The sequence below is a fragment of the Streptomyces sp. CNT372 genome (assembly GCF_000377145.1).
In genome coordinates this window covers 62,890-87,444 of sequence record NZ_KB897788.1, presented here as the reverse complement: position 1 = coordinate 87,444, position 24,555 = coordinate 62,890, and the positions used below count along the sequence as shown (strand labels likewise).

At 75.2% G+C, this 24,555-nt stretch carries 21 protein-coding genes, 1 tRNA gene, 1 pseudogene and 1 riboswitch; of the genes and pseudogenes, 9 read left to right on the top strand and 14 right to left on the bottom strand.

Annotation, left to right across the window (positions count from 1 at the left end; all coding sequences use genetic code 11):
- Nucleotides 1-110: 110 nt before the first annotated feature.
- A pseudogene (locus C593_RS30380) lies at nt 111-728 on the bottom strand (DedA family protein); the annotation flags it as partial.
- Nucleotides 729-907: 179 nt separating this feature from the next.
- Between C593_RS30380 and C593_RS30375 the strand changes: the two are divergent.
- Complete coding sequence (locus C593_RS30375; protein ID WP_158686872.1) at nt 908-2,611, top strand: MFS transporter; 1,704 nt, start codon at nt 908-910, stop codon at nt 2,609-2,611.
- Between the two features lie 130 nt (nt 2,612-2,741).
- On the opposite strand, the gene C593_RS0123885 is transcribed toward C593_RS30375, so the two are convergent.
- The 4 genes from C593_RS0123885 to C593_RS0123865 form a co-directional block, all read right to left on the bottom strand.
- The gene (locus C593_RS0123885; RefSeq protein WP_026278015.1) at nt 2,742-2,972 is read right to left on the bottom strand and encodes an FmdB family zinc ribbon protein; all 231 of its coding nucleotides are present in this window, start codon (nt 2,970-2,972) and stop codon (nt 2,742-2,744) included.
- A gap of 116 nt (nt 2,973-3,088) precedes the next feature.
- The gene (locus C593_RS0123880) at nt 3,089-3,718 is read right to left on the bottom strand and encodes a DUF4383 domain-containing protein (RefSeq protein WP_018849854.1); all 630 of its coding nucleotides are present in this window, start codon (nt 3,716-3,718) and stop codon (nt 3,089-3,091) included.
- 253 nt (nt 3,719-3,971) lie between these two features.
- Nucleotides 3,972-5,357, bottom strand: coding sequence for a coiled-coil domain-containing protein (locus tag C593_RS0123870; protein WP_037746905.1), 1,386 nt, complete (start codon nt 5,355-5,357; stop codon nt 3,972-3,974).
- An 80-nt stretch (nt 5,358-5,437) separates the two neighbouring features.
- Nucleotides 5,438-6,271, bottom strand: coding sequence for a DUF4097 family beta strand repeat-containing protein (locus C593_RS0123865; RefSeq protein WP_078521827.1), 834 nt, complete (start codon nt 6,269-6,271; stop codon nt 5,438-5,440).
- A 239-nt stretch (nt 6,272-6,510) separates the two neighbouring features.
- Here C593_RS0123865 and C593_RS0123860 point away from each other — a divergent pair.
- A tRNA-Val gene (locus C593_RS0123860) sits at nt 6,511-6,585 on the top strand.
- A gap of 454 nt (nt 6,586-7,039) precedes the next feature.
- On the opposite strand, the gene C593_RS0123855 is transcribed toward C593_RS0123860, so the two are convergent.
- Complete coding sequence (locus tag C593_RS0123855) at nt 7,040-7,552, bottom strand: hypothetical protein (RefSeq protein ID WP_018849850.1); 513 nt, start codon at nt 7,550-7,552, stop codon at nt 7,040-7,042.
- 162 nt (nt 7,553-7,714) lie between these two features.
- Nucleotides 7,715-8,068, bottom strand: a complete 354-nt coding sequence (locus C593_RS0123850; RefSeq protein WP_018849849.1) for a hypothetical protein — start codon at nt 8,066-8,068, stop codon at nt 7,715-7,717.
- A gap of 304 nt (nt 8,069-8,372) precedes the next feature.
- On the opposite strand from C593_RS0123850, the gene C593_RS0123845 reads away from it, so the two are divergent.
- Both C593_RS0123845 and C593_RS0123840 read left to right on the top strand, forming a co-directional pair.
- Complete coding sequence (locus C593_RS0123845; RefSeq protein ID WP_018849848.1) at nt 8,373-8,903, top strand: flavoprotein; 531 nt, start codon at nt 8,373-8,375, stop codon at nt 8,901-8,903.
- 65 nt (nt 8,904-8,968) lie between these two features.
- On the top strand, nt 8,969-9,334 hold the full coding sequence (locus C593_RS0123840; protein ID WP_018849847.1) for a PH domain-containing protein: 366 nt from the start codon (nt 8,969-8,971) through the stop codon (nt 9,332-9,334).
- Between the two features lie 103 nt (nt 9,335-9,437).
- Here C593_RS0123840 and C593_RS0123835 read toward each other — a convergent pair whose 3' ends face one another.
- Nucleotides 9,438-10,265 carry an SAM-dependent methyltransferase gene (locus C593_RS0123835; protein ID WP_018849846.1) on the bottom strand — a complete coding sequence of 276 codons (828 nt, stop codon included), beginning with the start codon at nt 10,263-10,265 and terminating at the stop codon, nt 9,438-9,440.
- A 413-nt stretch (nt 10,266-10,678) separates the two neighbouring features.
- Complete coding sequence (gene cobN / locus C593_RS0123830) at nt 10,679-14,383, bottom strand: cobaltochelatase subunit CobN (RefSeq protein WP_018849845.1); 3,705 nt, start codon at nt 14,381-14,383, stop codon at nt 10,679-10,681.
- 47 nt (nt 14,384-14,430) lie between these two features.
- Nucleotides 14,431-14,560: riboswitch (cobalamin riboswitch) on the bottom strand.
- Between the two features lie 70 nt (nt 14,561-14,630).
- On the opposite strand from cobN, the gene cobG reads away from it, so the two are divergent.
- The 3 genes from cobG to C593_RS0123815 are packed head-to-tail and all read left to right on the top strand — an operon-like array spanning nt 14,631 to nt 18,773.
- A complete protein-coding gene (gene cobG, locus C593_RS0123825) occupies nt 14,631-16,142 on the top strand; it encodes a precorrin-3B synthase (RefSeq protein WP_106434747.1) in 1,512 nt (503 codons plus the stop codon).
- A gap of 10 nt (nt 16,143-16,152) precedes the next feature.
- The gene (locus tag C593_RS0123820) at nt 16,153-16,794 is read left to right on the top strand and encodes a precorrin-8X methylmutase (protein ID WP_018849843.1); all 642 of its coding nucleotides are present in this window, start codon (nt 16,153-16,155) and stop codon (nt 16,792-16,794) included.
- Nucleotides 16,791-18,773, top strand: a complete 1,983-nt coding sequence (locus C593_RS0123815; RefSeq protein ID WP_018849842.1) for a precorrin-2 C(20)-methyltransferase — start codon at nt 16,791-16,793, stop codon at nt 18,771-18,773. Before C593_RS0123820 ends, C593_RS0123815 begins: the two co-directional genes overlap by 4 nt.
- A 10-nt stretch (nt 18,774-18,783) precedes the next feature.
- On the opposite strand, the gene C593_RS0123810 is transcribed toward C593_RS0123815, so the two are convergent.
- Entirely contained in the window at nt 18,784-19,572 is a 789-nt protein-coding gene (locus C593_RS0123810; protein WP_018849841.1) for a cobalt-precorrin-6A reductase, read from the bottom strand.
- Between the two features lie 14 nt (nt 19,573-19,586).
- Between C593_RS0123810 and C593_RS0123805 the strand changes: the two genes are divergently transcribed.
- Nucleotides 19,587-20,744, top strand: coding sequence for a cobalt-precorrin-5B (C(1))-methyltransferase (locus C593_RS0123805; RefSeq protein WP_018849840.1), 1,158 nt, complete (start codon nt 19,587-19,589; stop codon nt 20,742-20,744).
- A gap of 88 nt (nt 20,745-20,832) precedes the next feature.
- On the opposite strand, the gene cobM is transcribed toward C593_RS0123805, so the two are convergent.
- Together cobM and C593_RS0123795 are read right to left on the bottom strand one after the other, a co-directional pair.
- Nucleotides 20,833-21,576, bottom strand: a complete 744-nt coding sequence (gene cobM, locus C593_RS0123800) for a precorrin-4 C(11)-methyltransferase (protein ID WP_018849839.1) — start codon at nt 21,574-21,576, stop codon at nt 20,833-20,835.
- On the bottom strand, nt 21,573-22,814 hold the full coding sequence (locus C593_RS0123795) for a bifunctional cobalt-precorrin-7 (C(5))-methyltransferase/cobalt-precorrin-6B (C(15))-methyltransferase (RefSeq protein ID WP_037746901.1): 1,242 nt from the start codon (nt 22,812-22,814) through the stop codon (nt 21,573-21,575). Before C593_RS0123795 ends, cobM begins: the two co-directional genes overlap by 4 nt.
- Before the next feature lie 102 nt (nt 22,815-22,916).
- Between C593_RS0123795 and C593_RS0123790 the strand changes: the two genes are divergently transcribed.
- Nucleotides 22,917-23,162, top strand: a complete 246-nt coding sequence (locus tag C593_RS0123790; RefSeq protein WP_018849837.1) for a DUF2277 domain-containing protein — start codon at nt 22,917-22,919, stop codon at nt 23,160-23,162.
- Here C593_RS0123790 and C593_RS0123785 read toward each other — a convergent pair.
- Both C593_RS0123785 and C593_RS0123780 read right to left on the bottom strand, forming a co-directional pair.
- Nucleotides 23,128-23,748 (bottom strand): VTT domain-containing protein, encoded by a 621-nt coding sequence (locus tag C593_RS0123785; protein WP_018849836.1) that lies wholly within the window; start codon nt 23,746-23,748, stop codon nt 23,128-23,130. The genes C593_RS0123790 and C593_RS0123785 overlap by 35 nt on opposite strands.
- 270 nt (nt 23,749-24,018) lie before the next feature.
- Nucleotides 24,019-24,519, bottom strand: a complete 501-nt coding sequence (locus C593_RS0123780; RefSeq protein ID WP_018849835.1) for a DoxX family protein — start codon at nt 24,517-24,519, stop codon at nt 24,019-24,021.
- Between the last annotated feature and the right edge of the window lie 36 nt (nt 24,520-24,555).

Sequence of the window (24,555 nt, the reverse complement as noted above, 5' to 3'; positions counted from 1 at the left end):
TGGCCCCGGGTTCGCACCCGGACCGGCTCCCGGACCTCCGGCGTCCGGACCTTCGGCGTCCGGACCTCCGGCTCCCGGGCCTCCGGCGTCCGGCCGGAGGCCCGGTCCGCGCGGCGGGAGCCGCCGCCCGGCTTCAGCAGCCGCACCACCAGGAACGCCACCACGGCGAGGGCGGCGGCGGCGAGGACGACCTTGGAGTAGGCGGAGACGTACCCGGCGACCTGATCCCAGTTCTCGCCCAGCACATAGCCCGCGAGCACGAAGACCGTGTTCCAGATCGCGCTGCCCAGCGTCGTCAGCGTCAGGAAGAGCGGCAGACGCATCCGCTCCACACCGGCCGGTACGGAGATCATCGACCGGAAGATCGGCAGCATCCGGCCGAAGAACACCGCCTTCGCGCCGTGCTTGGCGAACCACGCCTCCGTCTTCTCGATGTCGGACACCTTCACCAGCGGCAGCTTCGCGGCGATCGCGACCGTGCGCTCCCGGCCCAGCAGCGCCCCGACGCCGTACAGCGCCAGCGCCCCGACCACCGAACCCACCGTCGTCCAGACCAGGGCCGCGACCAGGTTCATGCTGCCGGTGCTCGCGGCGAAGCCGGCCATCGGCAGGATGACCTCGCTCGGGATCGGCGGGAACAGGTTCTCGAGGGCGATGGCGATGCCCGCGCCGGGCGCGCCCAGGGTCTCCATGAGGCCGTTGACCCAGCCCGGTGCGCTGCTGTCCATACCGCTGCTGCTGCTCGCGATGACGCTGTCCATGTGCGCACGGTAGGAAACCGAAGCTGAAGCCGTCCTGAAGCCGCCCTCTCGGTGCCTGTCCGGGGCCGGGCCGGTACCGGGGGACGCCCGCCTCGTGCGTGCCGGGGCGGCGCGGGCGGGAGGGGGGCGGGAGAATGGGACCGGCCATGTCCGACGGACCGCACCGCGGCACGGGGCCGGAGCCGCACCAGGGCCCAGCCCGCCGGCGCCGCGCGAACCCGCCGCACACCCCGGCCGCCCCGCAGCGGGACCCCGGGGCGGCCCCGCCCGGCCCCGGCGTTCCGGATGGGACCGGTCCCGGTGTCCCGGGCGGAGCCGCGCGCGGTGTCCTGGGCGGGACCGCCCCCGGGGCCGACCGCTCGACCGGGCCCGCCACCCCGGCCGGAACGGCCCCCGCCACCGACGCCCCCGCGCCCGGCACCCGCTCCCGGGGCGCCCGGGTGATCCTGCTGACCACGTCGTTCATGGGCATCCTCGACGTCCTGATCGTGAACGTCGCCGCGCCCTCCATCCAGCGCGACCTGAATGCCGGGTTCGCCGACGTCCAGCTCGTGATCAGCGGCTATGTCCTGGCCTACGCGGTCGGACTGACCACCGGCGGCCGGCTCGGCGACTCCCACGGCAAACGGCGGCTGCTCCGCATCGGCCTCGTCGCCTTCGCCCTGCTCAGCGTGGCGTGCGCCGCCGCGCCGACCGTCGGCGTCCTCGTCCTCTGCCGCTTCGCCCAGGGGTTCGCGGCGGCGCTGATGCTCCCGCAGGTCCTCGCCCTGATCCAGGACATCCTGCCCGAGGCCGAGCGCCCCCGCGCCGTCGCCCTCTACGCGGCCACTCTCGGGCTCGGCGCGGTCGTCGGCCAGATCGTCGGCGGGCTGCTCATCCGCGCCGACGTCCTCGGGCTGGGCTGGCGCACCGTCTTCCTCGTCAACGTCCCCGTCGGACTGCTCGCCGCCGTCCTCGCGCCGCGGTTCATCCCCGAGACCCGGTCCCGGCGCGCACCGCTGGACGTGCCCGGGCTGCTGCTCACCGCCGCTGCCATGAGCCTGCTGATCTTCCCGCTGATCCAGGCCGGGTCCCAGGGCCGGCCCCGGTGGATCCTCGCCGGGTTCGCGGGGGCCGCCGTGGCGCTGCGCCTGCTCTGGCGCGTGGAACGGCGCCGGCAGGCGGCCGGGCGCGCGGTCCTCCTCCCGCCGCCGCTGCTGCGGCAGCGCCGCTTCCGCACCGGACTCGCCGCCGCCCTGTTCTTCTACGCGGGCAACTACGGGCTGTTCCTGCTGCTCGCCTATGTCTTCCAGGACGGGCTGCGGCTCACCCCGCTCGCCTCGGGCGTCGCGTTCCTGCCGCTGGGGGCGGGCTTCGCCGCCGCGTCCGTCGTCGGGCGCCGGCTAGCCGACCGGCACGGCCCGGTGGTGCTGCTGTGGGGGACCGCCACGATGGTGCTCGGCTACGCGGCCCTGGTGGTGATCCTGGTGACCGGCCCCGCCTCGTCCGGTGCGACGCAGGCCCTGGCGATGGCCCCGGCCCTGCTGCTCTCGGGGGTCGGCCAGGGCCTGGTCTCGGCACCGCTGATCGCGACGGTGCTGGCGGGCGTCCGCCGCGAGGACGCCGGGGCCGGCTCGGGCATCGTGCTCACCGTGAACCAGCTCGCCTCGGCGATCGGGGTGGCGGTGTGCGGGGCCCTGTTCACGGCCCTCCTCGGCGCGGACCCGCAGGCGGGGGCGGCGACGGCGGACGCGTTCCTGTCCGCCCTGACCGGCTGCGCATGGCTGCTGCTCGCCCTGGCGGTGGTCACGGGGGCGCTGCTGCGGCGCATGGGCGGGCGGGGGCCGGCGGCGCGGACGGAACCGTCCTGACCCCCGCGTCGATGCTTCGCGCCGTTCGGGCGCGCCCGGGGTGTGCGGGCGTGCCCGGGGGCGCGGGCGTGCCCAAGGAGTGCGGGCACCGCGCCGTTCGGGCGTGCCCCGGGGTGTGCGGGCGGGGCGGTCAGCCGCAGCAACCGCCTCCGCAGCAGCCGCCACCGCCGCCCGCGCTCGGCGCGGGCGCGGCGGACGGCCCGGCGGAACCCGCCGTACCGCCGACGGCGACCGTCGACAGCAGCTTGACCGTGTCGGCGTGTCCGGCGGGGCAGTCCGCGGGCGCGGACGACTCGGCCATGGGACGGCTCACTTCGAAGGTGTCGCCGCAGGTGCGGCAGCGGAAGTCGTATCGAGGCATGCGCTCAGGCTACCGGCGAGCGCCGGTGTCAGGGGCTCTGCGCTTGTCGGGGGCCCGCACGCCCGCCCGGCGCCCGCGCCCGCCCGGGCCCCGCGCCCGTCAATGGCCCGTGCCCGTCAGGGGCCCTGCGTCGCCGGCGGCCCGGATGCGGCGGCGGCCTCCCGTTTCCGCCGCTCACGCAACTCCCGTTCCGCCTCCTCCGGATGGCGGGCCTTCCAGTACGGGTTGTCGTGCGGCAGTGTCGCGCTGACCCTCCCGTACATCCCGAAGGTCATCAGCATCAGACCCACCACGAAGCTGAACACCACGTTCTGGATCTCGAAGGCGAAGGGGTTGAAACTGCGGTCCAGGAGGGCGAGGTTCACGAAGCCGCTGATGATGAACAGCACGCCCAGCACCATGTTGAGGGTAGAGGCGACGTTGCCGCCGATCACCATGCCCGCGAAGAGCAGCAGCCCGACACAGATGGAGATCACGCTCAGCGCGCCGTTGGTGTTCAGACCGGCGACCGTGTCGCCCTGGGTGTCGAAGAAGCCGATGCGGTCGACGAGCCCCAGGATGCCGAAGACGACCAGGATCAGCCCCATCAGACCGGCCCCGACGCGGTAGACGCGGCTCAGCCGGTGGTCGACGGGCAGATGCTCGTCCAGCTGGATGGGGGTACGGGACCGCCGCCGCCCCCGGAACCCGGACCGGTGCGCGTCGGCGGGGTGGGCGCGGGGCGAGCGCAGAACGTGTCCGGCCATCGTCGGCCTCCTCGGCCGTCAGGCGTACCGGCGGCGGGTCGGGGTCGGCACGCGCCGCCCTTTCCCTCCCAGGATCCGCCCGGGCCGCCCCGAAGACAACGCGACCGGTCCGGCGCGCCCCGCGGTCACCGGGGGCGGGCCCCCAGCGCGCCCGCCGCCACCGTCCACGCCGCGGCCCTCGGGTCAGCGCCGGTCTCCACCGCGATCCTCGGGCCGGCGCCCGCCGCCTCCGTCTCCACCCCGGTCCTCGCGGTCAGCGGGCGCCCCCGCCGCGGTCCTCCCGGATCTGGTCCACCACGCGCGCGACCGTGTTCCGGACCGCCTCCAGCTCCTGGAGGAAGTGCCAGTAGTCCGGGTGCCGCCCCTCCAGCCCGCCGATCGCCCGCTCCAGCCGGCCCACCGAGTCGTCCAGCGGGCGGGCGTGCCGGGGGTCGGGCGTATGGCGCCCGGCCATCGCCAGCCGCTGCGCGTCCCGGATCGCGAAGCGCGTGCGCTCGATCTCCTCCTGAGGGTCCTTCGCGACCGCGTTCAGCCGCTGGAGGCGGTCACCGGCGGCGGAAACCGCCTCGTCCGTGCCGTTCAGCAGGGCCCGGACGGTGGAGAGCAGGGCCGTCGCGTCCGGCCAGCGCTGCTCCTCGCGCGCCCGCGCGGCCTCCTTCAGCTTCGCCTCCGCCTGGCGCACGTTCTGCGCGGCCCGGTCCGGGACGGGCTGGAGGTCCTGCCAGCAGGCCGCGGTGAAACGCCGGCGCAGCTCGCTGAGGACCGGGTCGACCTGTTCGGCCCGGTTCGCCAGTGCCTGGGCACGGGTGCGGAGGGAGACCAGCCGCTTGTCGATCTCGGCCGCGCGCTCGGGCAGCCGCTCGGCCTCTGTCCGTACCGCCTCCGCGTCCCGCAGGACCCGGTCGGCGCGCTGGAGCGTCTCCGGGACGCCGTGCCGGCCGGCGCCCTCGTTCAGCTTGGTCAGCTCCGGGCCGAGGGCGGCGAGCCGGGTCGCGAGGTCGTCGGCGCGCAGCCCGGACGCGCGGGCCGAGTCCAGCGCGTTGCTCGCGGCGAGGAGTCCCTGCCGGGCGCGCTCCACGGCGGGCGCCAGCCGGGCCAGCTGCGTCTCCGCCGTGTCGAGCAGCGGGCCGAGGTCCCGCTCGAACCGGTCCAGTTGCTCGCGGACCCGCTCCAGATCGGCGCGGGCCTTGTCGAGCTGCGAACGCGCCTGGGACGCGGCAGACGCCTCCAGGTCGTCCCGGTCCAGGTCGTGGGTGTCGACGGCGGTGATGTATGCGTGGCTCGCCGCGTCGATCCGTTCCCCGAGCGCGGCGAAGTCCTCGACCACCCGCCGGGCGCGGGGGGAACTGTCGACGGCGGTGATCGTCTCGACGGAGATCCGCAGCCCGCGCTGCGCGGTGTCCAGCTCGTAGAACGCGGCGGCGGCCGCGTCCTTCGCGGCCTGCGCCTCGGCGCGGGCGCTCTCGCTGCGGCCGCCACCGAACCAGCGCCGGGTCCCGCCGCCCGCGAAGGAGGCGGCCGACGAGGCCAGTGCGACGGCGAGCAGCGGCACCGGCAGCAGCATCAGCCCCAGCGCGTCGTGGACGGGGCGTGCTCCTGCTCGTGTGCGGTGGTGCGGCTGCGAGTGTCCCGCCGTCACATCCCTCTCCCGTGCCGTGTCCGCCCTGCCTGCCCTACCGGGTCCATACTCCCACCAGTAAGGACGAACACACCGGCCCGTTAGTTCGCGATGCGCACCACCACTTTGCCGTTGTCGCTGCGCGCGGTGACCGTTCGCGCGCTCGCGTCGTCGGTCGGCACGGACACGTCGACGCTGCCGTTCTCGCTCTTCGCGGTCACGGCGTAGGGCGCGCCGGCGGAGGGCAGCTCGATGTCGACGCGCCCGTTGTCGCTGGCGGTCTCGACCCGGTCGGGCGCGACGCCGAGGCGCAGCTTGACCGAGCCGTTGCCGGACACGGCCCTCACGGTGGTGGAGGTGATCCGCTCGGTCTCGACCCGGCCGTTGTTGCTCCGCAGGTCCAGGGGGCCGCTGGCATCCCGGACGACGACCTTCCCGTTGTCGGAGTCGATCTTCAGCGGGGTGCCGAAGCCGGTGGCCGTGACCCCGCCGTTGGCGTCGTCCACGGTGACGTCCACACCCCGGGGCACCTTGATCGTGTGGCGGCCCTCGCAGTGGCTGGCGACGCCGTCGCAGTCGACCTCCAGGGTCAGCCTGCCGTCCTCCATCCGCCACGACTTGTCGGGCCCGCTGCCGAAGACGACCCAGCCGTCGACCTGCCGGGTCACCCCCACCGCGTCGACGTCGGCCGCGACGATGTCGAGCGCGGTGTTGTCGGACTCGATCGTGAGCGCCTTGCCGGTGAGGGGGAACGCCTTGCGTTCCACGGGGGCGTCGTCGATGTCGGCGCTGCCGCAACCGGTGAGGGCGGTGGCGCCGACGACGGTGGCGCCGACGGCGAGCGCGGCGGCGCGGGCGCGTCCGCGCACGCGTACGCAGCGGCGGGCGTTCCTCGGCTCCGCTCCCGGCTCCGAGCTGTGCGGCGTCTGCGTCATGATCCTGTTCCCCCTGCTGTTGTGCCGTTGCTGGTGCGCGTCCCGGGCCGGTCACCATCCGACCACCATGGCCCCGCCCCGATGCCCTCACGCTACGAGCCCATACCCCACGTATCGATCCGGCGACCCACCGACCCCGGGGTGGGGCTAACCCCCGGCCCACACCTGCCTCCGCCGCCGCACCCACCATCGGTTTGGAGCCGGGGGCGGGAGCCCATGTAGGCTGTGCGTTCATCCACGGGTGCGTAGCTCAGGGGTAGAGCGCTGCTCTTACAAAGCAGATGTCGGCGGTTCGAAACCGTCCGCGCCCACCAGTACGAAGGCCCCCAGCCGATCATGGTTGGGTGCCTTTGACATCCGTTTCTGACATCAACGCGGGCGTGCACTCACGGCCGGGCGCCACGTGAGGATCCGGTCCCGGCGACGCGAGGGAGAGAGCGGTACAAGTCCGCGGCTCGACTGGGAGGACTGGTCGGCACGAGTCGCGAGCGTCGACCGAGGGCGGCTCGACGAGCGTTGCCACGTTCCTCGCAAGCAGTTCCTCGCGGCAGGCAGATGTGAGGGGGATCTGGTGCACGTGCGGCGACAGGTTCGGTGGGGCTTGCGTGCTCCGTGGACTCGGCCATGACGTTGGTAACAGTCGCCGTCGGAGACGTGAGCACGGTGGCGGGATCCCCGTCGGCCACTGACGGCAGGCAGAACAGCCGTTCGCCAGTCCGGTGATGGCGTCCCAGAAGGCGCCCCGGGCCGGGCCGGCCGGCGGCGCCCTCAGTCGGGGATGCCCAGGTCCTCGCGCATCAGGCGGCGGAGGGCCGTGAGCTTGGGGGCCGCGGAGTCGAGGGCCGAGTGCGCCCCCGGCACCGACTCGCCCTCGCGGGCGAGGCCGCGGTCGAGGCGTTTGACGGTCGCGTCGACCGCGGCCAGGACCGTGTTCAGGTCCCGGGACGCGGCGAGGACCGCTTCAGGGACGATCATCTGGGCCTCGGCGTAGCGGTCCCGGTAGTCGCGGCGGGCCTCCTCGACCTGTACGCGGTCCTCGTCCGCGTAGACGCCGTCGCGCAGGCGGTGGAGTGCGTCCTTCAGCACGGTGTGGAAGTGGCGGGAGGCCCGGTTCATCGCCGTGTACGCGGCGCGGCGGTCGTCGAAGAGCCGGCGGCGTTCCGCGGCCGCGTCCTCCTCCGCCTGGCGGCGTTTGGTGGCCCAGGTCGCGACCAGCGGCGCGAGCAGAGTGCCGAGGACTCCGACGACGGCTGTGACCATGGCAGCGGTGGCGGCACCCATGGACGTGACCCTGGCGACCGGCTGCCGAACTCCGGCCGCTGGGATGCGGGCCACCGGCCGTGCGTACAAGCAGGATTGACGGAGTGGCCCGGTTCGTCGGCGCCGGGCGGCGGTTCGGGCTGCTGATGCTGGGGCCGTCACCCGGGCACGGCTTGCGTTCGCTCACCCTGCCGCACCGGCAGAGCGCGTCTCGTAACCGAACTCAGGCGCCTGGTAAGGAGCCCACCAACTCGTCAGACCCCAGATCCCCAGGACGACCGCGGCGACGGCGGCCAGAGCGGCGAGCCAGGGACGGTGGAAGCGGCGCAGGGTGAGCGTCCAGAAGGCGAGCGGCAGCAGGGCGCCCCCCGCGGCGACGAGCGGGAGGTCCACGTAGAGGACGCTGAGGTCCCGGTGGCTCCCGTTGAACCCACCCTCCACGTTGACCCGCGCCAGCGGTGCCCAGGCCAGCAGCGCCGCGGCGGCCCCCAGACCGGCGACGAGGAATCCGGCAACACCCTTGATCTCTTCCTTCACGACTGGTCGGACGCCAGGACCCTGCTCACGGTTCCCGGCTCGGCCGACCGCACGGTGCCGGAATCCGGCAGCCACCGTGGCGTCCGGGTCGACGGTGGCGTTCGCCGTCGCCGCCCATGCCCCTTGCGGGCAGCTCCCTGCCGGAATGGACGAGGTCGAATGGGCCGCAGGCAAGGGGAGTCGTGGGTGACTCAGGGCGAGGGCGTCGGTATTCGGACATCTCTTGCCGGAAGTTGTCCGTACGTCGATCGTTTGTGAATCCGCCCACGTCAGCGGGGTGTGCCCGTGTGATCGGATGGGTCGCATGACGAGGACCCTGTATCTGTTCTGCTCCGCCGCCCCGCCCGTGTTCGACGTGGCCGGGGTCATCGAGCACGCCCAGGCGCGGGGGTGGGACGTGTGCCTCGGGCTGACGCCGAGTGCGGCGCGCTGGGTGGAGAGCAGTATGGACGGGCTCGCGGCGCTGACCGGGCGTCCGGTCCGGGCCTGGTACAGGCAGCCGGGGGAGCCGGACGTCTGGCCGGACCCGGACGTGGTCCTGTTCGCGCCCGTCACGTTCAACAGTCTCAACGCCTGGGCGCTCGGGCTGACCTCGTCGTTCGTGGCGGGGGTGGCCGCCGAGGCGGTCGGGAACGGGACGCCGGCCGTGGCGCTGCCGTGTGTGAACGGGGGTCTCGCACGGCATCCGCAGTTCCCGCGCTCGCTGGAGACGCTGCGGGCCGCGGGGGTGACGGTGCTGCACGGGGCGGACGGCGCCGGCGCATTGCCGGCGGGTGAAGTGCCCGGGGAACCATTCCCGTGGGGTCGCGCGTTGGACGCTGTGGGAACACCGTGACGAGGCGCCGGCAAAGGGGTGCCGCCCGCGGTGGGAGGCAGTCACAGCGGTAACCAGGGGGAATCATGGGACTTTTCGGTAACGCGCACACCGTCAATCCGGCGCAGGCGCAGCAGGAGTACCAGCGGCTGTTCGGGCACGGTGAGCAGGTGCAGGCGGCCTTCCAGCTCGTCCGCGACACCATCCTGTTCACCGACCGCAGGCTTCTGCTGGTGGACAAGCAGGGGGTGACGGGGCGCAAGGTCGAGTACCACTCGATCCCGTACCGGAGCATCACGCACTTCGCCGTGGAAACGGCCGGCACCTTCGATCTGGACGCCGAGCTGAAGATCTGGATATCCGGCAGCTCCGTGCCGGTCGAGAAGACCTTCACCAAGGGCGTCGACATCTACGAAGTGCAGGCGATACTCACGCAGTTCGTCGCGCGCTGACACCCGCCCGGCACGGAGTGGTCCGGGAGCGGTGCCAGGGGCCGCCGTTCACGGGGAACGGTGGAGGCCCCCGGCGCGCTCACGGGGTCATGGGATTGCAGGGTCACGGCTTGCGGGCCACGCCGCAGTACGCGTCCACCGCCGGGGCGGTGTCCTCGCCGTGCTCGGCGTCCGCCTCCGGGCGCCAGGCCGTCACCTGGACCACGCCCGGGGCCGCGAGGTCCAGGCCGTCGAAGAAGCCCGCTATCTCGGCCACGCTGCGTACGTAGTAGGGGACGGCGCCGCTCTGGTTGTACGCGTCGGACGCGGCGATCATGCCCTCGCTCGTCGCCGTGCTGTCGCTGACGACCAGGTGGCTCCCGGACGGCAGCCCCGCCATCAGCCGGTTGATCAGGTCGCGTGCCTGCTCGTAGTCGGCCACGTGCCCCAGGGTGTTGAGGATCATCAGGGCGACGGGCCGGTCCAGGTCGAGGGTGGACCGGGCCGCCTCCAGGATCTTCTCCGGCTCGTACAGGTTCGCGTCCAGGTATGCCGTCTCGCCCTCGGGCGTGCTCGTCAGCAGGGCGCGGGCGTGGGCCAGCACCATGGGGTCGTTGTCGACGTAGACGATGCGCGACTCCGGGGCGGCGCGCTGGGCCACCTCGTGGGTGTTGTCGGCGGTCGGCAGGCCCGTGCCGATGTCCAGGAACTGGCGGATGCCCTGCTCGTGCGCCAGGTGGCGCACCGCGCGTCCGAGGAAGAGGCGGCTCGTGCGGGCGACGTCGACCAGGCCCGGGAAGATCTGCTTGATGTGCTCGCCGGTGTCGCGGTCGATCTGGTAGTTGTCCTTGCCGCCCACGAAGTAGTTCCAGAAGCGGGCCGAGTGCGGCTTGCTGGTGTCGATCCGAGCGCGTATCTCGGCGGCGGCGAGCTGGGGGTCGTGGTCGGACACGAAAGCTCCTTCAGGGCGATGCTTCAGCCGGGGTGACCAAATCTAGACCAGTCGCAAGTGTTGATCACCGTTCCGTACGAGGTCAACATGCCTGGAGCGAAAGGATCTTGTGCTGTGGAAGCAGGAACGAAGGCGCCGGGAGCGGTGCCGCGATGACATCGGGAGGAACCGCTGAGGGCCGCGCGCCCGCGCCCGGCGCGCGACTCTCCCCGGTGCGCGCCTGCCCCGTCACCTTTTCCGTGGCCCGGCCCCCAGCCACGGCCTCCCGACCCCCGACCCCCGGCCGGGCCACGGCCTCCCGACCCCCGGCCCCCGGCCCGGACCAGGGTCCGGGCCGGCCCGGAACGGGTCAGCCGCGCCGGAGGCCGGGGCGCGAGGGCCGGTCACGAGGGCCGGTCACGCCGGAGCGCCGGTCACGTGTCGTCGGACTCCAGGTCGCCTTCCGTCTCCAGGTAGACCTGGCGGAGGGCCGCCAGCGTGGCCGGGTCGGGCTTCTCCCACATGCCGCGGGACTCGGCCTCCAGGAGGCGTTCGGCGATGCCGTGCAGGGCCCAGGGGTTGGCCTCCTGGAGGAAGGCGCGGTTCTCCGGGTCGAGGACGTAGGTCTCGGTCAGCTTGTCGTACATCCAGTCGGCGACGACACCCGTCGTCGCGTCGTAGCCGAAGAGGTAGTCCACCGTCGCCGCCAGCTCGAACGCGCCCTTGTAACCGTGGCGGCGCATCGCCTCGATCCAGCGGGGGTTGACCACGCGGGCGCGGAAGACCCGGGAGGTCTCCTCCACCAGGGTGCGGGTGCGCACCGTCTCCGGACGGGTGGAGTCGCCGATGTACGCCTCGGGGGCCGTGCCCCGCAGCGCCCGCACGGTCGCCACCATGCCGCCGTGGTACTGGAAGTAGTCGTCCGAGTCCGCGATGTCGTGCTCACGGGTGTCCGTGTTCTTCGCGGCCACCGCGATCCGCTTGTACGCGGTCTCCATCTCCTCGCGCGCCGCCCGGCCGTCCAGACCGCGCCCGTACGCGTAGCCGCCCCACACCGTGTACACCTCGGCCAGGTCCGCGTCGGTGCGCCAGTCGCGGGAGTCGATCAGCTGGAGGAGCCCCGCCCCGTAGGTCCCCGGCCGGGAGCCGAAGATGCGGGTGGTGGCACGGCGTTCGTCGCCGTGTTCGGCCAGGTCGGCCTGGGCGTGGGCGCGGACGTGGTTCTGCTCCGCCGGCTCGTCCAGGGAGGCCGCGAGCCGGACCGCGTCGTCCAGCAGCCCGATGGTGTGCGGGAAGGCGTCCCGGAAGAAGCCCGAGATCCGCAGCGTCACATCGATACGCGGCCGGCCCAGCTCCTCCAGCGGGATCGCCTCCAGACCGTTCACCCGGCGCGAGGCGTCGTCCCACACCGGCCGGACGCCCAGCAGGGCCAGCGCCTCCGCGATGTCGTCGCCGGCCGTGCGCATGGCGCTCGTGCCCCACAGCGACAGACCGACCGAGACGGGCCAGTCGCCGTTGTCCTCCCGGTAGCGGGTCAGCAGGGAGTCCGCGAGGGCCTGCCCCGTCTCCCAGGCCAGCCGCGAGGGCACCGCCTTCGGGTCGACCGAGTAGAAATTGCGTCCCGTCGGCAGCACGTTGACCAGCCCGCGCAACGGCGAGCCGGACGGACCCGCCGGCACGAAGCCGCCGTTCAGCGCGTGGACCGCGTGCGCGAGTTCATCGGTGGTCCGGCCCAGCCGGGGCACCACCTCGGTCGCCGCGAACCGCAGCACCGCCGCCACGTCCTCGCCGTGCTCCGAGGGCACCGCCGCCGGGTCCCAGCCCGCCGCCTCCATCGCCTCGACCAGCTCGCGCGCCTTCGCCTCGGCCTCGTCGGCCGAGCGCCGGGTCGCCGCCGACTCGTCCAGGCCGAGCGCCTCGCGCAGCCCCGGCAGCGCGGCCGTGCCGCCCCAGATCTGCCGCGCCCGCAGGATGGACAGCACCAGGTTGACCCGCTCCGGCCCGGTCGGCGCGCCGCCCAGGACATGTAGGCCGTCACGGATCTGCGCGTCCTTGACCTCGCACAGCCAGCCGTCGACGTGCAGCAGGAAGTCGTCGAAGCCGTCGTCGTCCGGCCGGTCCGCCATGCCCAGGTCGTGGTCCAGCTTCGCCGCCTGGATCAGCGTCCAGATCTGCGCCCGGATCGCCGGCAGCTTCGCCGGGTCCATGGCGCTGATCTGCGCGTACTCGTCGAGGAGTTGCTCCAGGCGCGCGATGTCGCCGTACGAGTCGGCCCGGGCCATCGGCGGGACAAGGTGGTCCACCAGGGTGGCGTGCACCCGGCGCTTGGCCTGGGTGCCCTCGCCCGGGTCGTTGACCAGGAACGGGTAGACCAGCGGCAGGTCGCCCAGCGCCGCGTCCGGGGCGCAGGCCGCCGACAGGCCGGCGTTCTTGCCCGGCAGCCACTCCAGGTTGCCGTGCTTGCCCAGGTGGATCATGGCGTCCGCGCCGAAACCGCCGTCGTCCGCGCGCGCCGCGATCCAGCGGTAGGCCGCCAGGTAGTGGTGCGAGGGCGGCAGATCGGGGTCGTGGTAGATCGCGATCGGGTTCTCGCCGAAGCCGCGCGGCGGCTGGATGACGACCAGCAGGTTCCCGCGCCGCAGGGCCGCGAGGACGATGTCGCCCTCCGGGTTGCGCGAGCGGTCCAGGAACATCTCGCCGGGCGCGGGCCCCCAGTGCTCCTCCACCGCCTCCCGCAGCTCCGCCGGCAGCGTCGCGAACCAGCGCCGGTAGTCGGCGGCCGGGATGCGGACCGGGTTGCGGGCCAACTGATCCTCGGTCAGCCAGTCCTGGTCGTGGCCGCCCGCTTCGATCAGGGCCCGGATCAGCTCGTCGCCGTCCCCCGACACCAGGCCCGGGATCTCCTCGGCCGGGCCGAAGTCGTAGCCCTCCGCCAGCAGCCGGCGCAGCAGCGCCACCGCCGAGGCCGGGGTGTCCAGGCCGACCGCGTTGCCGATCCGGGAGTGCTTGGTCGGGTACGCGGACAGCACCAGGGCGATCCGCTTCCGGGCGTTCGCGATGTGCCGCAGCCGGGCGTGCCGGACCGCGATCCCCGCGACCCGCGCGGCCCGCTCCGGGTCCGGGACGTAGGCCGGCAGGCCGTCGGCGTCGATCTCCTTGAACGAGAACGGCACGGTGATCAGCCGCCCGTCGAACTCGGGCACCGCGACCTGGGTCGCCGCGTCCAGCGGGGAGAGGCCCTCGTCGTTCTCCTCCCACGCGGCGCGCGGGCTGGTCAGGCACAGCGCCTGGAGCACCGGCACGTCGAGGGAGGCGAGCGCGCCCGCGTCCCAGGACTCGTCGTCGCCGCCCGCGGAGGCGTCCGCCGGGCGGGTGCCGCCCGCAGCGAGGACCGTGGTCACCAGGGCGTCCGCACCGCGCAGCCGCTCCAGCAGCTCGTCCTCCGGGGCGCGCAGGGAGGCCACATACAGCGGCAGCGCCCGGGCGCCCGCCTCCTCGACGGCGGTGCACAGGGCGTCCACGAAGGCGGTGTTGCCGCTCATGTGGTGCGCGCGGTAGTAGAGGACGGCGACCAGCGGGCCGTCCGGGTTCTCCCGGCGCACCGGGCGCCCCAGCTCGCCCCAGGAGGGCGCGGCGGCCGGCGGCTCGAAGCCGTGGCCGGTGAGCAGCACGGTGTCGGCGAGGAAACGGGCCAGCTGCTCCAGGTTGGCCGGGCCGCCGTGCGCGAGGTAGGCGTGCGCCTCGGCGGCGATGCCGATGGGGACGGTGGACGTCTCCATGAGCTGGGCGTCCGGGGCCTGTTCGCCGGTCAGGACGACGACCGGGCGGTCCTGCGCGAGGAGTTGGTCGATCCCCTCCTGCCAGGCGCGCAGCCCGCCGAGAAGGCGGACCACGACGAGATCGCTGCCCTCCAGCAGGCCGGGCAGGTCGTCGAGCGGGAGCCGGGACGGGTTCGCGTAGCGGTACGAGACCGGGCCGCCGGCCGCGCGGGCGCTGAGCAGGTCGGTGTCGGAGGTCGACAGGAGCAGGATGCGGGTGGCGGGCTGCGGGGCGCCGCTCTGCGAAGCCGGCTGCGGGCTCGGCTGCCCGGCGGCCTGGGTGGTGGTGGGCTGCGTGGTGTCCTGGGACGGGAGCGTCATGCGACAGCTGGCCTTCCTCGGGGTTTCCGCGCCCCGGGCGGTGGAGGACGGCGGGAGTTCCTGGCTCACCCGGCGGGCCGCGCGTGCTGCGCGACTGCCGGGCTCACAGTGGCGGGACCGCGCCGGAATCGCACCGGGCTTCCTCCCCTGACGCCGTCATCGGCGGTGACGGACCGTGTGGTCCGCCGCTGAGCATAGTAAGGGCCGTCACGTCCTCCGGAGCAGGGCGCCTTGTGTGATGGTCGGTATGCTCGCCGCCATGCCTCCGCCCCCCGCCAACCGCCTGAACCGGGACGAAACACCCGGACGGGACCACCGGGACCGTGGCGACGCGCCCGCCCCGGACGGGGGAGCGCCCGCGCGGGACCGGGGCGACGCCTGCCCCGGGGCGCTGCGGCTGCACACGGCCGACGACGGCGCGCTGGCCCGGATACGTGTCCCCGCCGGGGCCCTCGACGCGCGCCAGGCGTACGCCCTCGCGGACGCGGCGGACCGGCTCGGCGACGGCGCACTCGACATCACCTCCCGCGGCAACCTCCAGCTCCGGGGCCTCGGGGCCTCCTGCGGCGGCGAGTTGGCCGCGCTGCTGGACGCGGTGGGCCTGCTGCCCGCGCCCGGCCACGAACGCGTCCGCAACATCGTCGCCTCCCCGCTCTCCGGGCTCGACGGCCGGGGGCACCTGGACGTGCAGCCCCTCGCCCGCACCCTGGACGCCCTGCTGTGCGCGAGCACGCGGACGACGGCGCTGTCCGGGCGCTTCCTCTTCGCCCTCGACGACGGGCGCGGGGACATGGCGGACCTCGCCGCGGATGTGACGTTGATCGCAGAGCGGACGGAGGCCGGCGCCGGGGTGGTCGTGCGGGCCGGGGAGTCGGCGGGCGTGCGGGTGGCCGCGCCGGACGGGCCGCGCACGATGATCGTCGCGGCGCAGGCGTTCCTCGACGCGGTCGACGCGAGCGGGACCGGTGCCTGGCGGGTGCGTGAACTCCCGCCCGGGCAGGGCCCCTCGGGGGAGGCGCTGGCCGCGCGGGCCGCGAAGGCGGGGGTACGGGCGGAGGCGGTGCCGGTGGCGCCGGTGGCCGCCGCGCCCGCTCAGGGGCCGGTTCCGGGGGAGTACGGGTATGTGCTCGCGCCCCTGGGCCGCCTCACCAGCGCGCAGTGGCGGCTGCTCGCCCGGACCGCCGAGCGCCGGGGGACGGGGGAACTGCGCGTCACGCCCTGGCGCGGTGTGGTCCTGACCGGCGTCCCCGCCGACCGCCTCGCCGCGCTCGCCGTCGCCGGACTCGTCACCGACCCGGCCTCCCCCTGGCGGGTCGTCGGCGCGTGCACCGGGCGGCCCGGCTGCGGCAAGGCGCTCTCCGACGTACGGGCCGACGCCGCCGAACTCGTGGGCGCGACGCGGCGGCTCACGGGCGCGGCCCCGGCCCCCGGCGGCGGCCTGCCCGTGTACCTCTCCGGCTGCGCCCGCCGCTGCGGCCACCCGCGAGGGGCCTGGGCGGACGTCGTCGCGACCGGCGACGGACAGTACGACCTGGCGGTCCACGGCGTCCCCGGCCCCGGCGGGGCGGGCCTCGGGCCCGACGCGCTGGCGGGGGCGCTCGCGGCGGTGCCGGCTGCAGCCGGGGGCGGTGGCGGGCCCGGTCCGGGCCCGCGCGTCCCCGGCTCGTCAGGTGGCGGCCCGTCCGCCGGTGGTGGCCCGTCCGGTTGCGGCCCGTCCGGTGGGGACCGCGCCCACCCCCTGTCCCCCATCCCCGAGTAGCGACGACGAAGTGAGCGAGAGCACCGTGTTCGAGTACGAGAAGGACGGGGCGGAGATCTACCGCCAGTCCTTTGCCACGATCCGCGCCGAGGCGGACCTGACCGGCCTGCCCGCCGAGGTGTCGCAGGTGGCGGTCCGGATGATCCACGCCTGCGGCATGGTCGACCTCGTGCGCGACCTCGCGTACTCGCCGGGAGTCGTCCTGCGGGCCCGCGAGGCCCTGCGCGCGGGCGCCCCGATCCTGTGCGACGCGCAGATGGTCGCCAGCGGTGTCACCCGTAAGCGCCTGCCCGCCGGCAACGACGTGGTCTGCACGCTCTCCGACCCGTCCGTGCCCGCGCTCGCCGCGAAGCTCGGCACCACCCGGTCCGCCGCCGCGCTGGAGCTGTGGCGCGACCGGCTGGAGGGCTCGGTCGTCGCCGTCGGCAACGCGCCCACCGCGCTGTTCCGGCTTCTGGAGATGATCGCCGAGGGCGCGCCCCGGCCGGCCGCGGTGATCGGCGCGCCCGTCGGATTCATCGGCGCGGCCGAGTCCAAGGACGCGCTCGCCGCGTCCCCGCTCGGCCTGGAGCACCTGGTGGTGCGCGGGCGGCGGGGCGGCAGTGCGATGGCGGCGGCGGCGGTCAACGCGATCGCGAGCGAGGCGGAATGAGCACCGACCGGACCACGCCGTCCACCGCGCCCGCACCCGGACCGCGTGACGCGTCCGCGCCGGGACCGGGTGATGCCTTCGGCACCGCCTTCGCGCCTGGCGCCGCCATGGACGCCGCGCCCGCGCCGGGCTCCGCACCCGGATCGGACTCCGCGCCGGGACTGGGTTCCGCGCCGGGACCGGGCTCCGCACCCGGACCGGGTTCCGCGTCCACACCCGGCGGAGCGCCGGCCTCCGCGCCGGTGCCCGGCACCGCCCACGGCGGAGCGCCGGCCTCCGCGCCGGCCTCCGGGCCCGGCTCCCCGCCCCTGTCCGGCACCGCGCCCGGCACCGCGCCCGGTGCCGCGCCGGGCGCGCCGCCCGGGGACGCCCCCGCCCCCCGCGCCGGGCGGCTCTACGGTGTCGGGCTCGGTCCCGGCGACCCCGAGCTGATGACCCTGCGGGCCGCCCGCGCCATCGCCGAGGCCGATGTGGTCGCGTACCACTGCGCGCGCCACGGGCGTTCCATCGCGCGTTCCATCGCCGCCCCGCATCTGCGTCCCGAGCAGATCGAGGAGCGGCTGATGTACCCGATCACCGTCGAGACGACCGACCACCCCGGCGGCTACCGGGGCGCGCTCGACGACTTCTACGAGGAGGCCGCCGCCCGGCTCGCCGCGCACCTCGACGCGGGCCGCACGGTCGCCGTCCTCGCCGAAGGCGACCCGTTCTTCTACGGCTCCTACCAGCACATGCACAAGCGGCTCGCGCACCGGTACCCCACCGAGGTCATCCCCGGCGTCACCTCGATCAGCGCCTCCGCCGCCCGGCTCGGCACCCCGCTCTGCGAGGCGGAGGAGGTCCTCACCGTCATCCCCGGCACCCTGCCGGAGGACGAGCTGGCCGCGCGCCTTGCCGCGACCGACTCCGCCGTGGTGATGAAGCTCGGCCGCACCTTCCCGGCCGTGCGCCGCGCGCTGGAGACCTCGGGCCGGCTGGACGAGGCCCGCTACGTGGAGCGCGCCACGATGAGCGGCGAACGCACGGGCGCGCTCGCGGAGATCGACCCGGAGAGCGTGCCGTACTTCTCCGTCGCGGTGGTGCCCAGCCGGATCGCGAACCGGGCGGCCGAACCCGGTCCCGGTCCCGGTCCCGACCCCGGTCCCGACGCCGGCCCGCGTGACGGGTGCGCGCCCGGCAGGGGCAGGGGTGAGGTCGTGGTCGTCGGGACCGGGCCGGCCGGGCCGCTCTGGCTCACCCCCGAGACCCGGCGGGCCCTCGCCGACGCGGACGAACTCGTCGGCTACACCACCTATCTGGACCGGGTCCCGGTGCGCCCGGGCCAGGTCCGGCACGGCTCGGACAACAAGGTCGAGTCCGAGCGCGCCGAGTTCGCCCTCGACCTGGCCCGCCGGGGCCGCCGCGTCGCGGTCGTGTCCGGCGGCGACCCCGGGGTGTTCGCCATGGCCACGGCCGTGCTGGAGGTCGCGTCGGAGGAGCGGTACACGGACGTGCCCGTCCGCGTCCTGCCCGGTGTCACCGCCGCGAACGCCGCCGCCGCGAAGGCGGGCGCGCCGCTCGGCCACGACTACGCGGTCCTCTCGCTCTCCGACCGGCTCAAGCCGTGGGAGGTCATCGCGGAGCGGCTGCGCGCGGCAGCGGCGGCGGACCTGGTGCTCGCGCTCTACAACCCGGGCTCGCGCAGCCGTACCTGGCAGGTCGGCAAGGCGCGCGAACTGCTGCTGGAGTACCGGGCCCCGGACACGCCGGTGGTGCTGGGCCGGGACGTCGGCGGGCCGGAGGAGAGCGTGCGGATCGTGCGCCTCGCCGACCTGGACCCGGCGCAGGTCGACATGCGGACGATCCTGCTGGTCGGCTCCTCGCAGACGCGGATGGCGCGGCGGGGCGGCTCCAAGGCTTCCGGACCGGGGGCCGGTGGGCAGGAGATCGTCTGGACGCCCCGGCGGTATCCGGACCAAGGCATGTCCGACAGGCCTTAGCCGGGAGCCGTCAGAGGGACCGAGCCCAGGCGGCGGCCTCCTCCGGGGTGGCCGCCGCCGGGACGCCCTCCGGGACCGGCGGGCGGCGGACGACCACCACGGGGACGCCCGCCTCCCGCGCGGCCGTCAGCTTCGGCGCGGTCGCTTCGCCGCCGCTGTCCTTGGTGACCAGCACCTCGATCCGGTGTCGGCGCAGCAGCTCGCGTTCCCCGTCGAGGGTGAACGGCCCCCGGTCCAGCAGCACCTCCAGGCGCGGCGGGCACGGGCCCTCGGGCGGGTCGACGGAGCGGACCAGGAACCAGGCGTCCGTGACGTGCGCGAACGTGGCGAGGCCCATCCGGCCGGTGGTCAGGAACACCCGCTCGCCGAGGGCGCGGGCGGTCCCGGCCGCCTCGTCGAGGGAGCCGACCGGGTGCCAGTCGTCGCCTGCCACCGGTGCCCAGCCGGGCCGGCGCAGGGCCAGCAGGGGAACATAGGCGTCGGCGGCCGCCAGGGCCGCGTGGAAACTGATCGTACGGGCGAAGGGATGGGTGGCGTCGATGACCGCGTCCACCGCGTGCGCGCGCAGCCAGCACGTGAGACCGGCGGGGCCGCCGAAGCCGCCGATCCGGACCTCGCCGGGCGGGGTGCGGGGCGCGGCGACCCGGCCGGCCAGGCTGCTGGTGACGCGTGTGCCGTCCGCGTGCAGCAGTTCGGCGACGCGGCGGCCCTCGGTGGTGCCCCCGAGGACGAGTACGTGGGCGGTGTGGCCGGCGCGGCGAGCGGGGCGGTCCTGCGGGCCGGTGGGTGGCAGCGGCATGGGGTTCGTCGTCCATGGGTGAGGCGGGGGCGGGTACGTCGGCGTCCGGGCGGGACGCCCAACTCAAGCACACCGGGCTGCGGCCCGGGTGGACGACCGGGGCCTGCGCGACGGCCGCGACCACGGCGGCGTACACGGCGCTGCTGACCGGGGAGTTCCCCGACCCGGTGACGATCACGCTGCCGAAGGGGCAGACCCCGGCGTTCGCGCTCGCGGTGGAGTCGCTGGACGTGGGGGGTGCGGGCGGGGCGGGTGCCGGTCCGGTGGCCATGGCCGGGGTGGTGAAGGACGCGGGCGACGACCCGGACGTCACGCACGGCGCGCTGGTCCGGGCGACGGTACGGGCGCTGCCCGCCGGGTCGGGGGTGGTCTTCCGCGCCGGGCCGGGCGTGGGCACGGTCACCCGGCCGGGGCTCCCGCTGGAGGTGGGCGAGCCCGCGATCAACCCGGTGCCCCGGGAGATGATGCGCGCGCATGTCGCGCGCGTGGCGGAGCGGCACGGGGGCGGCGGGGACGTGGAGATCACGGTCTCCGTCGACCACGGCGAGGAGATCGCCCGGTCCACCTGGAACCCCCGGCTGGGGATCCTGGGCGGGCTGTCGGTGCTGGGGACGACCGGGATCGTGGTGCCGTACTCCTGCTCGGCGTGGATCGACTCCATCCGGCGCGGGGTGGACGTGGCGCGTGCGGCGGGGCGGACGCATGTGGCGGGGTGCACGGGGTCCACGTCGGAGAAGACGGTGGTCGCGCTCTACGGACTTCCGGAGGACGCGCTGCTGGACATGGGGGACTTCGCGGGCGCGGTCCTCAAGTACGTGCGCCGGCATCCGGTCGAACGGCTCACCGTGTGCGGGGGGTTCGCGAAACTGTCGAAGCTGGCGGCGGGGCATCTGGACCTGCACTCGGCGCGGTCGCAGGTGGACAAGGGGTTCCTGGCGGAGCTGGCGCGGACGGGCGGGGCGGACGGGGAGCTGGTGGCGGCGGTCGCCGGGGCGAACACGGGGCTGGCGGCGCTGCGCCTGTGCGAGGCGGCGGGGGTGCCGCTCGGGGACCTGGTCGCCGCGGAGGCGCGGGACCGGGCACTGGAGGTGCTGCGGGGCGCGCCGGTGGCGGTGGACGTGGTGTGCGTGGACCGGGCGGGTGTGGTGGTGGGGCGGTCGTCGGTGCGGTAGCCCTGGCGGGTGTGGTGGTGGGGCGGTCGTCGGTGCGGTAGCCCTGGCGGGGGTGTCCCGGCTCTGGCCAGGATCCGCCGGACACCTCCTAAGGGCGGGCCCTGTCGGGGGAGTAGAGGTGGCTGTCGGGGAACTGGGTGGCCCCCAGTGTGCGGCCGACGAGGATGACGGCGGTGCGGGTGATGCCCGCCGCCTTGAGGCGGTCGGCGATGTCCCCGAGGGTGCCGCGCAGGACGAGTTCGTCCGGGCGGCTGGCCATCGCGACGACGGCCGCGGGGCAGTCCGCCCCGTAGTGGGGGAGGAGTTCGCCGACGATCCGGTCCGCGTAGCGGGCCGCGAGGTGGAGGACGAGGAGGGCGCCGCTGCGGCCGAGCGTGGCCAGGTCCTCGCCGTCGGGCATCGGGGTGGCCTGCTGGGCGACGCGGGTCAGGATGACGGTCTGCCCGACGGCGGGGACGGTCAGTTCCCGCTTCAGCGCGGCGGCCGCGGCGGCGAACGCGGGGACGCCCGGGACGACTTCGTACGGGACGCCCGCCGCGTCCAGGCGCCGCATCTGTTCGGCGACGGCGCTGAAGACGGCCGGGTCGCCCGAGTGGAGGCGGGCCACGTCGTGGCCCTCCTCGTGGGCGCGGACCAGTTCGGCGGTGATCGCGTCCAGGTCGAGGTTCGCGGTGTCGACCAGACGGGCGTCCGGCGGGCATTCGGCGAGGAGTTCGCGGGGCACGAGGGAGCCCGCGTACAGGCAGACACCGCAGGCCGCGAGGGTGCGCGCGCCGCGGAGGGTGATGAGGTCGGCCGCCCCGGGGCCCGCGCCGATGAAGTACACGGTCATGACTGCTCTCCAGACTTGGTGACGGACCACTGGGTGACGGGCATGGCCTGGCGCCAGCCGGTGAAGCCGCCGACGGGGACGGCGTGGGAGACCGCGAGGCGGGTCAGCTCGCCGCCGTGGGCGCGGTGCCACGTGGCGAGGAGGGCCTCGGACTCCAGGGTGACGGTGTTGGCGACGAGCCGGCCGCCCGGCGGGAGGGCGTCCCAGCAGGCGTCCAGGAGGCCGGGCGCGGTGAGGCCGCCGCCGATGAACACCGCGTCGGGGCGCGGGAGTCGGGCGAGGGCGCCGGGCGCGGCCCCGGTGACCACGCGCAGGCCGGGGACGCCGAGGGTGTCCGCGTTGCGGGTGATCCGGGCCGCGCGGGCGGGGTCGCGTTCCACGCAGACGGCCCGGCAGTCGCGGTGGACGCGCAGCCATTCGACGGCGACGGAGCCGGAGCCGCCGCCGACGTCCCAGAGGAGTTCGCCGGGCGCGGGGGCGAGGGCGGCGAGGGTGGCGGCGCGGACATGGCGCTTGGTGAGCTGGCCGTCGTGCTCGTAGGCGTCGTCGGGCAGGCCGGGAGCGGCGGACAGGCGGGGGGCGGCGGGGTCGCGGCGGCAGTCGAGGGCGATGGTGTTCAGCGGGTCGCCGGGGGGCGCGTCCCAGGTCGCGGCGAGGCCGTCGCGGAGGTGCTCGGCGGGGCCGCCGAGCTGTTCGAGGACGCGCATCCGGCTGGGCCCGAAGCCCCGGTCCCGCAGCAGGGCGGCGACCTCGGCCGGGGTGGCGGCGCCCGCGCTGAGGACGAGGACCCGGCGGCCGTGGTGCAGGGCGGCGGCGAGACGGGCGAGGGGCCGGCCGACGACGCTGACCACCTCGGTGTCCTCGACGGCCCAGCCGACGCGGGCGCAGGCCAGGGAGACGGCGGAGGGGTGCGGCAGGACGCGCAGGGCGTCCGGGCCGAGTTCCTCGGTGAGGGCGCGGCCGATGCCGTGGAACATGGGGTCGCCGCTGGCGAGGACCGCGATCCGGCGTCCGGCGTGCTCGCCGAGGAGGCGGGGGACGGCGGGCCGCAGCGGGCTGGGCCAGGGCACGCGTGCGCCGGGGCACTCGGGCGGCAGCAGGGCGAGCTGGCGGGGGCCGCCGATCAGGACCTCGGCGCCGAGGAGCGCGTCCCGGGCGGCGGGGGAGAGCCCGGGCCAGCCGTCGGCCCCGATCCCGACGACGGTCACGGCGGGGGAAGGCGGTGGTGCGGGCGTCACAGGGGGTCCTCGGTCAGGGGGCAGGGGCGGTCGCCGCACTCTAACGGGCCGGTAGCGGCGGGTGGTCGCCCGATGTCAGTGGTGCGCGGCACACTGGAAGACATGTGCCGCAGCATCAAGACCCTTCGCCCGCCCGTCCTCCCCGAGGAGGCCACCGAGGAGGACATGCGCGCCGCCGCCCTGCAGTACGTGCGCAAGGTCTCCGGCTTCCGCGCGCCCGCCGCGCACAACCGCGAGGTCTTCGACCGCGCGGTGGCGGAGATCACCGAGGCCACCCGCAGACTCCTGGAGGACCTGGAGGTGCGGGGCGCGGCTACGCGGCGGGCGTCCGCACCGGACGCCGCATGACGTAGGCGGCGAGCAGCCCGGCGGCGAAGAGCGCGAGGACGGAGACGGCCGCGCCGACCCAGCTCGCACCGAGCCACTGGCCGCCGAACCAGCCGAGGCCCACGCTGTAGGCGGCCCACACCAGCCCGGCCAGCGCCGACCACGGCAGGAACTCGCGTACGGTGCGCCGGGCCGCGCCCGCGCCGAGGGAGACCACCGAGCGTCCGGCGGGGGCGAACCGGGCCACCACGACCAGGGCGCCGCCGCCCCGGCTGAGGGCTGAGCCGAGACGTTCCTGCGCCTTGGCGAGCCGCCGTGACCGGGCCACCGCGCGGTCGAAACGCGCCCCGCCGCGCCAGGCGAGCCGGTAGGCGACGAGGTCGCCGAGGACGGAGGCGGTGGCCGCGCAGAGCAGCAGCACGAGGAGGGACGGCACTTCGGTGCGGACGTCGCCGTTCGCGGTGGTCCCGGCCGCGGCCGCGGTCGCCGCGGTGATCACGAGGACGCCGCTGGGGAGGACCGGCAGGAAGACGTCGAGCAGGACCGACAGGGCCACGACGGCGTAGATCCAAGGGCTGCCGGTCAGCGCCCCCAGCGTCTCCAGCACCAGGCTCTCCCCGTTCCGGCGGCTAGGACCTGTGCCGGCCGCGCGGTGCGGCCAGGGCGCCGGAGTGTCGTACAGCGTACGCGGGCGTGCGGATCCGGGTTCCGCAGGGGTGCGGGATGTCGCCGACGGACGCGGATGCGGGGAACAGCAGTACGGGCGGGTGGGCACCCGGTGGCCGGAAACGCCCGTGTGCCCGGTCCCCTCCGCCGATGGGGACCGGGCACACGGTTCGCGCGGGGCGGCCGGTCGGACGGCGGCCGGGGCGGCCGGTCAGACGGCGGCCGGGGTCTGCTTCGGCTCCTGACGGGTGTCCCCGGTGGCCGTGGCGCGGCCGCGGAACAGCCCGTCCAGAGCCAGGGCGCCGGGGCCGGTGAACACCAGCAGCAGGAACGCCCAGCAGAACATCGCGGACGCCTCGCCGCTGTTCTCCAGCGGGAACAGCGCCTCGGGCTGGTGGACCTTGAAGTAGGCGTACGCCATCGAGCCGGAGGCGACGAAGGCGGCGGTTCGGGTGCCTGTGCCGATCATCACGAGGCCACCCGCGACGAGCTGGATGACCGCGGCGTACCAGCCGGGCCAGGTGCCGGCCTCGACCGTGCCGCCGCCCTGGGCGCCGCCGAGGACGCCGAAGAGGGAGGCGGCGCCGTGGCAGAGGAACAGCAGGCCGACGACGATCCGGAACAGGCCGAGGGCGTACGGCCGGGCGCCGTTCAGCCGCTCGGTGAGGCCCGGGGAGGTGAGGCCCGGGGAGGTGGGGGGCGTGGCGGACATGGGGCTCCTTCGGTTGGGGACGGACGGAACCGATGA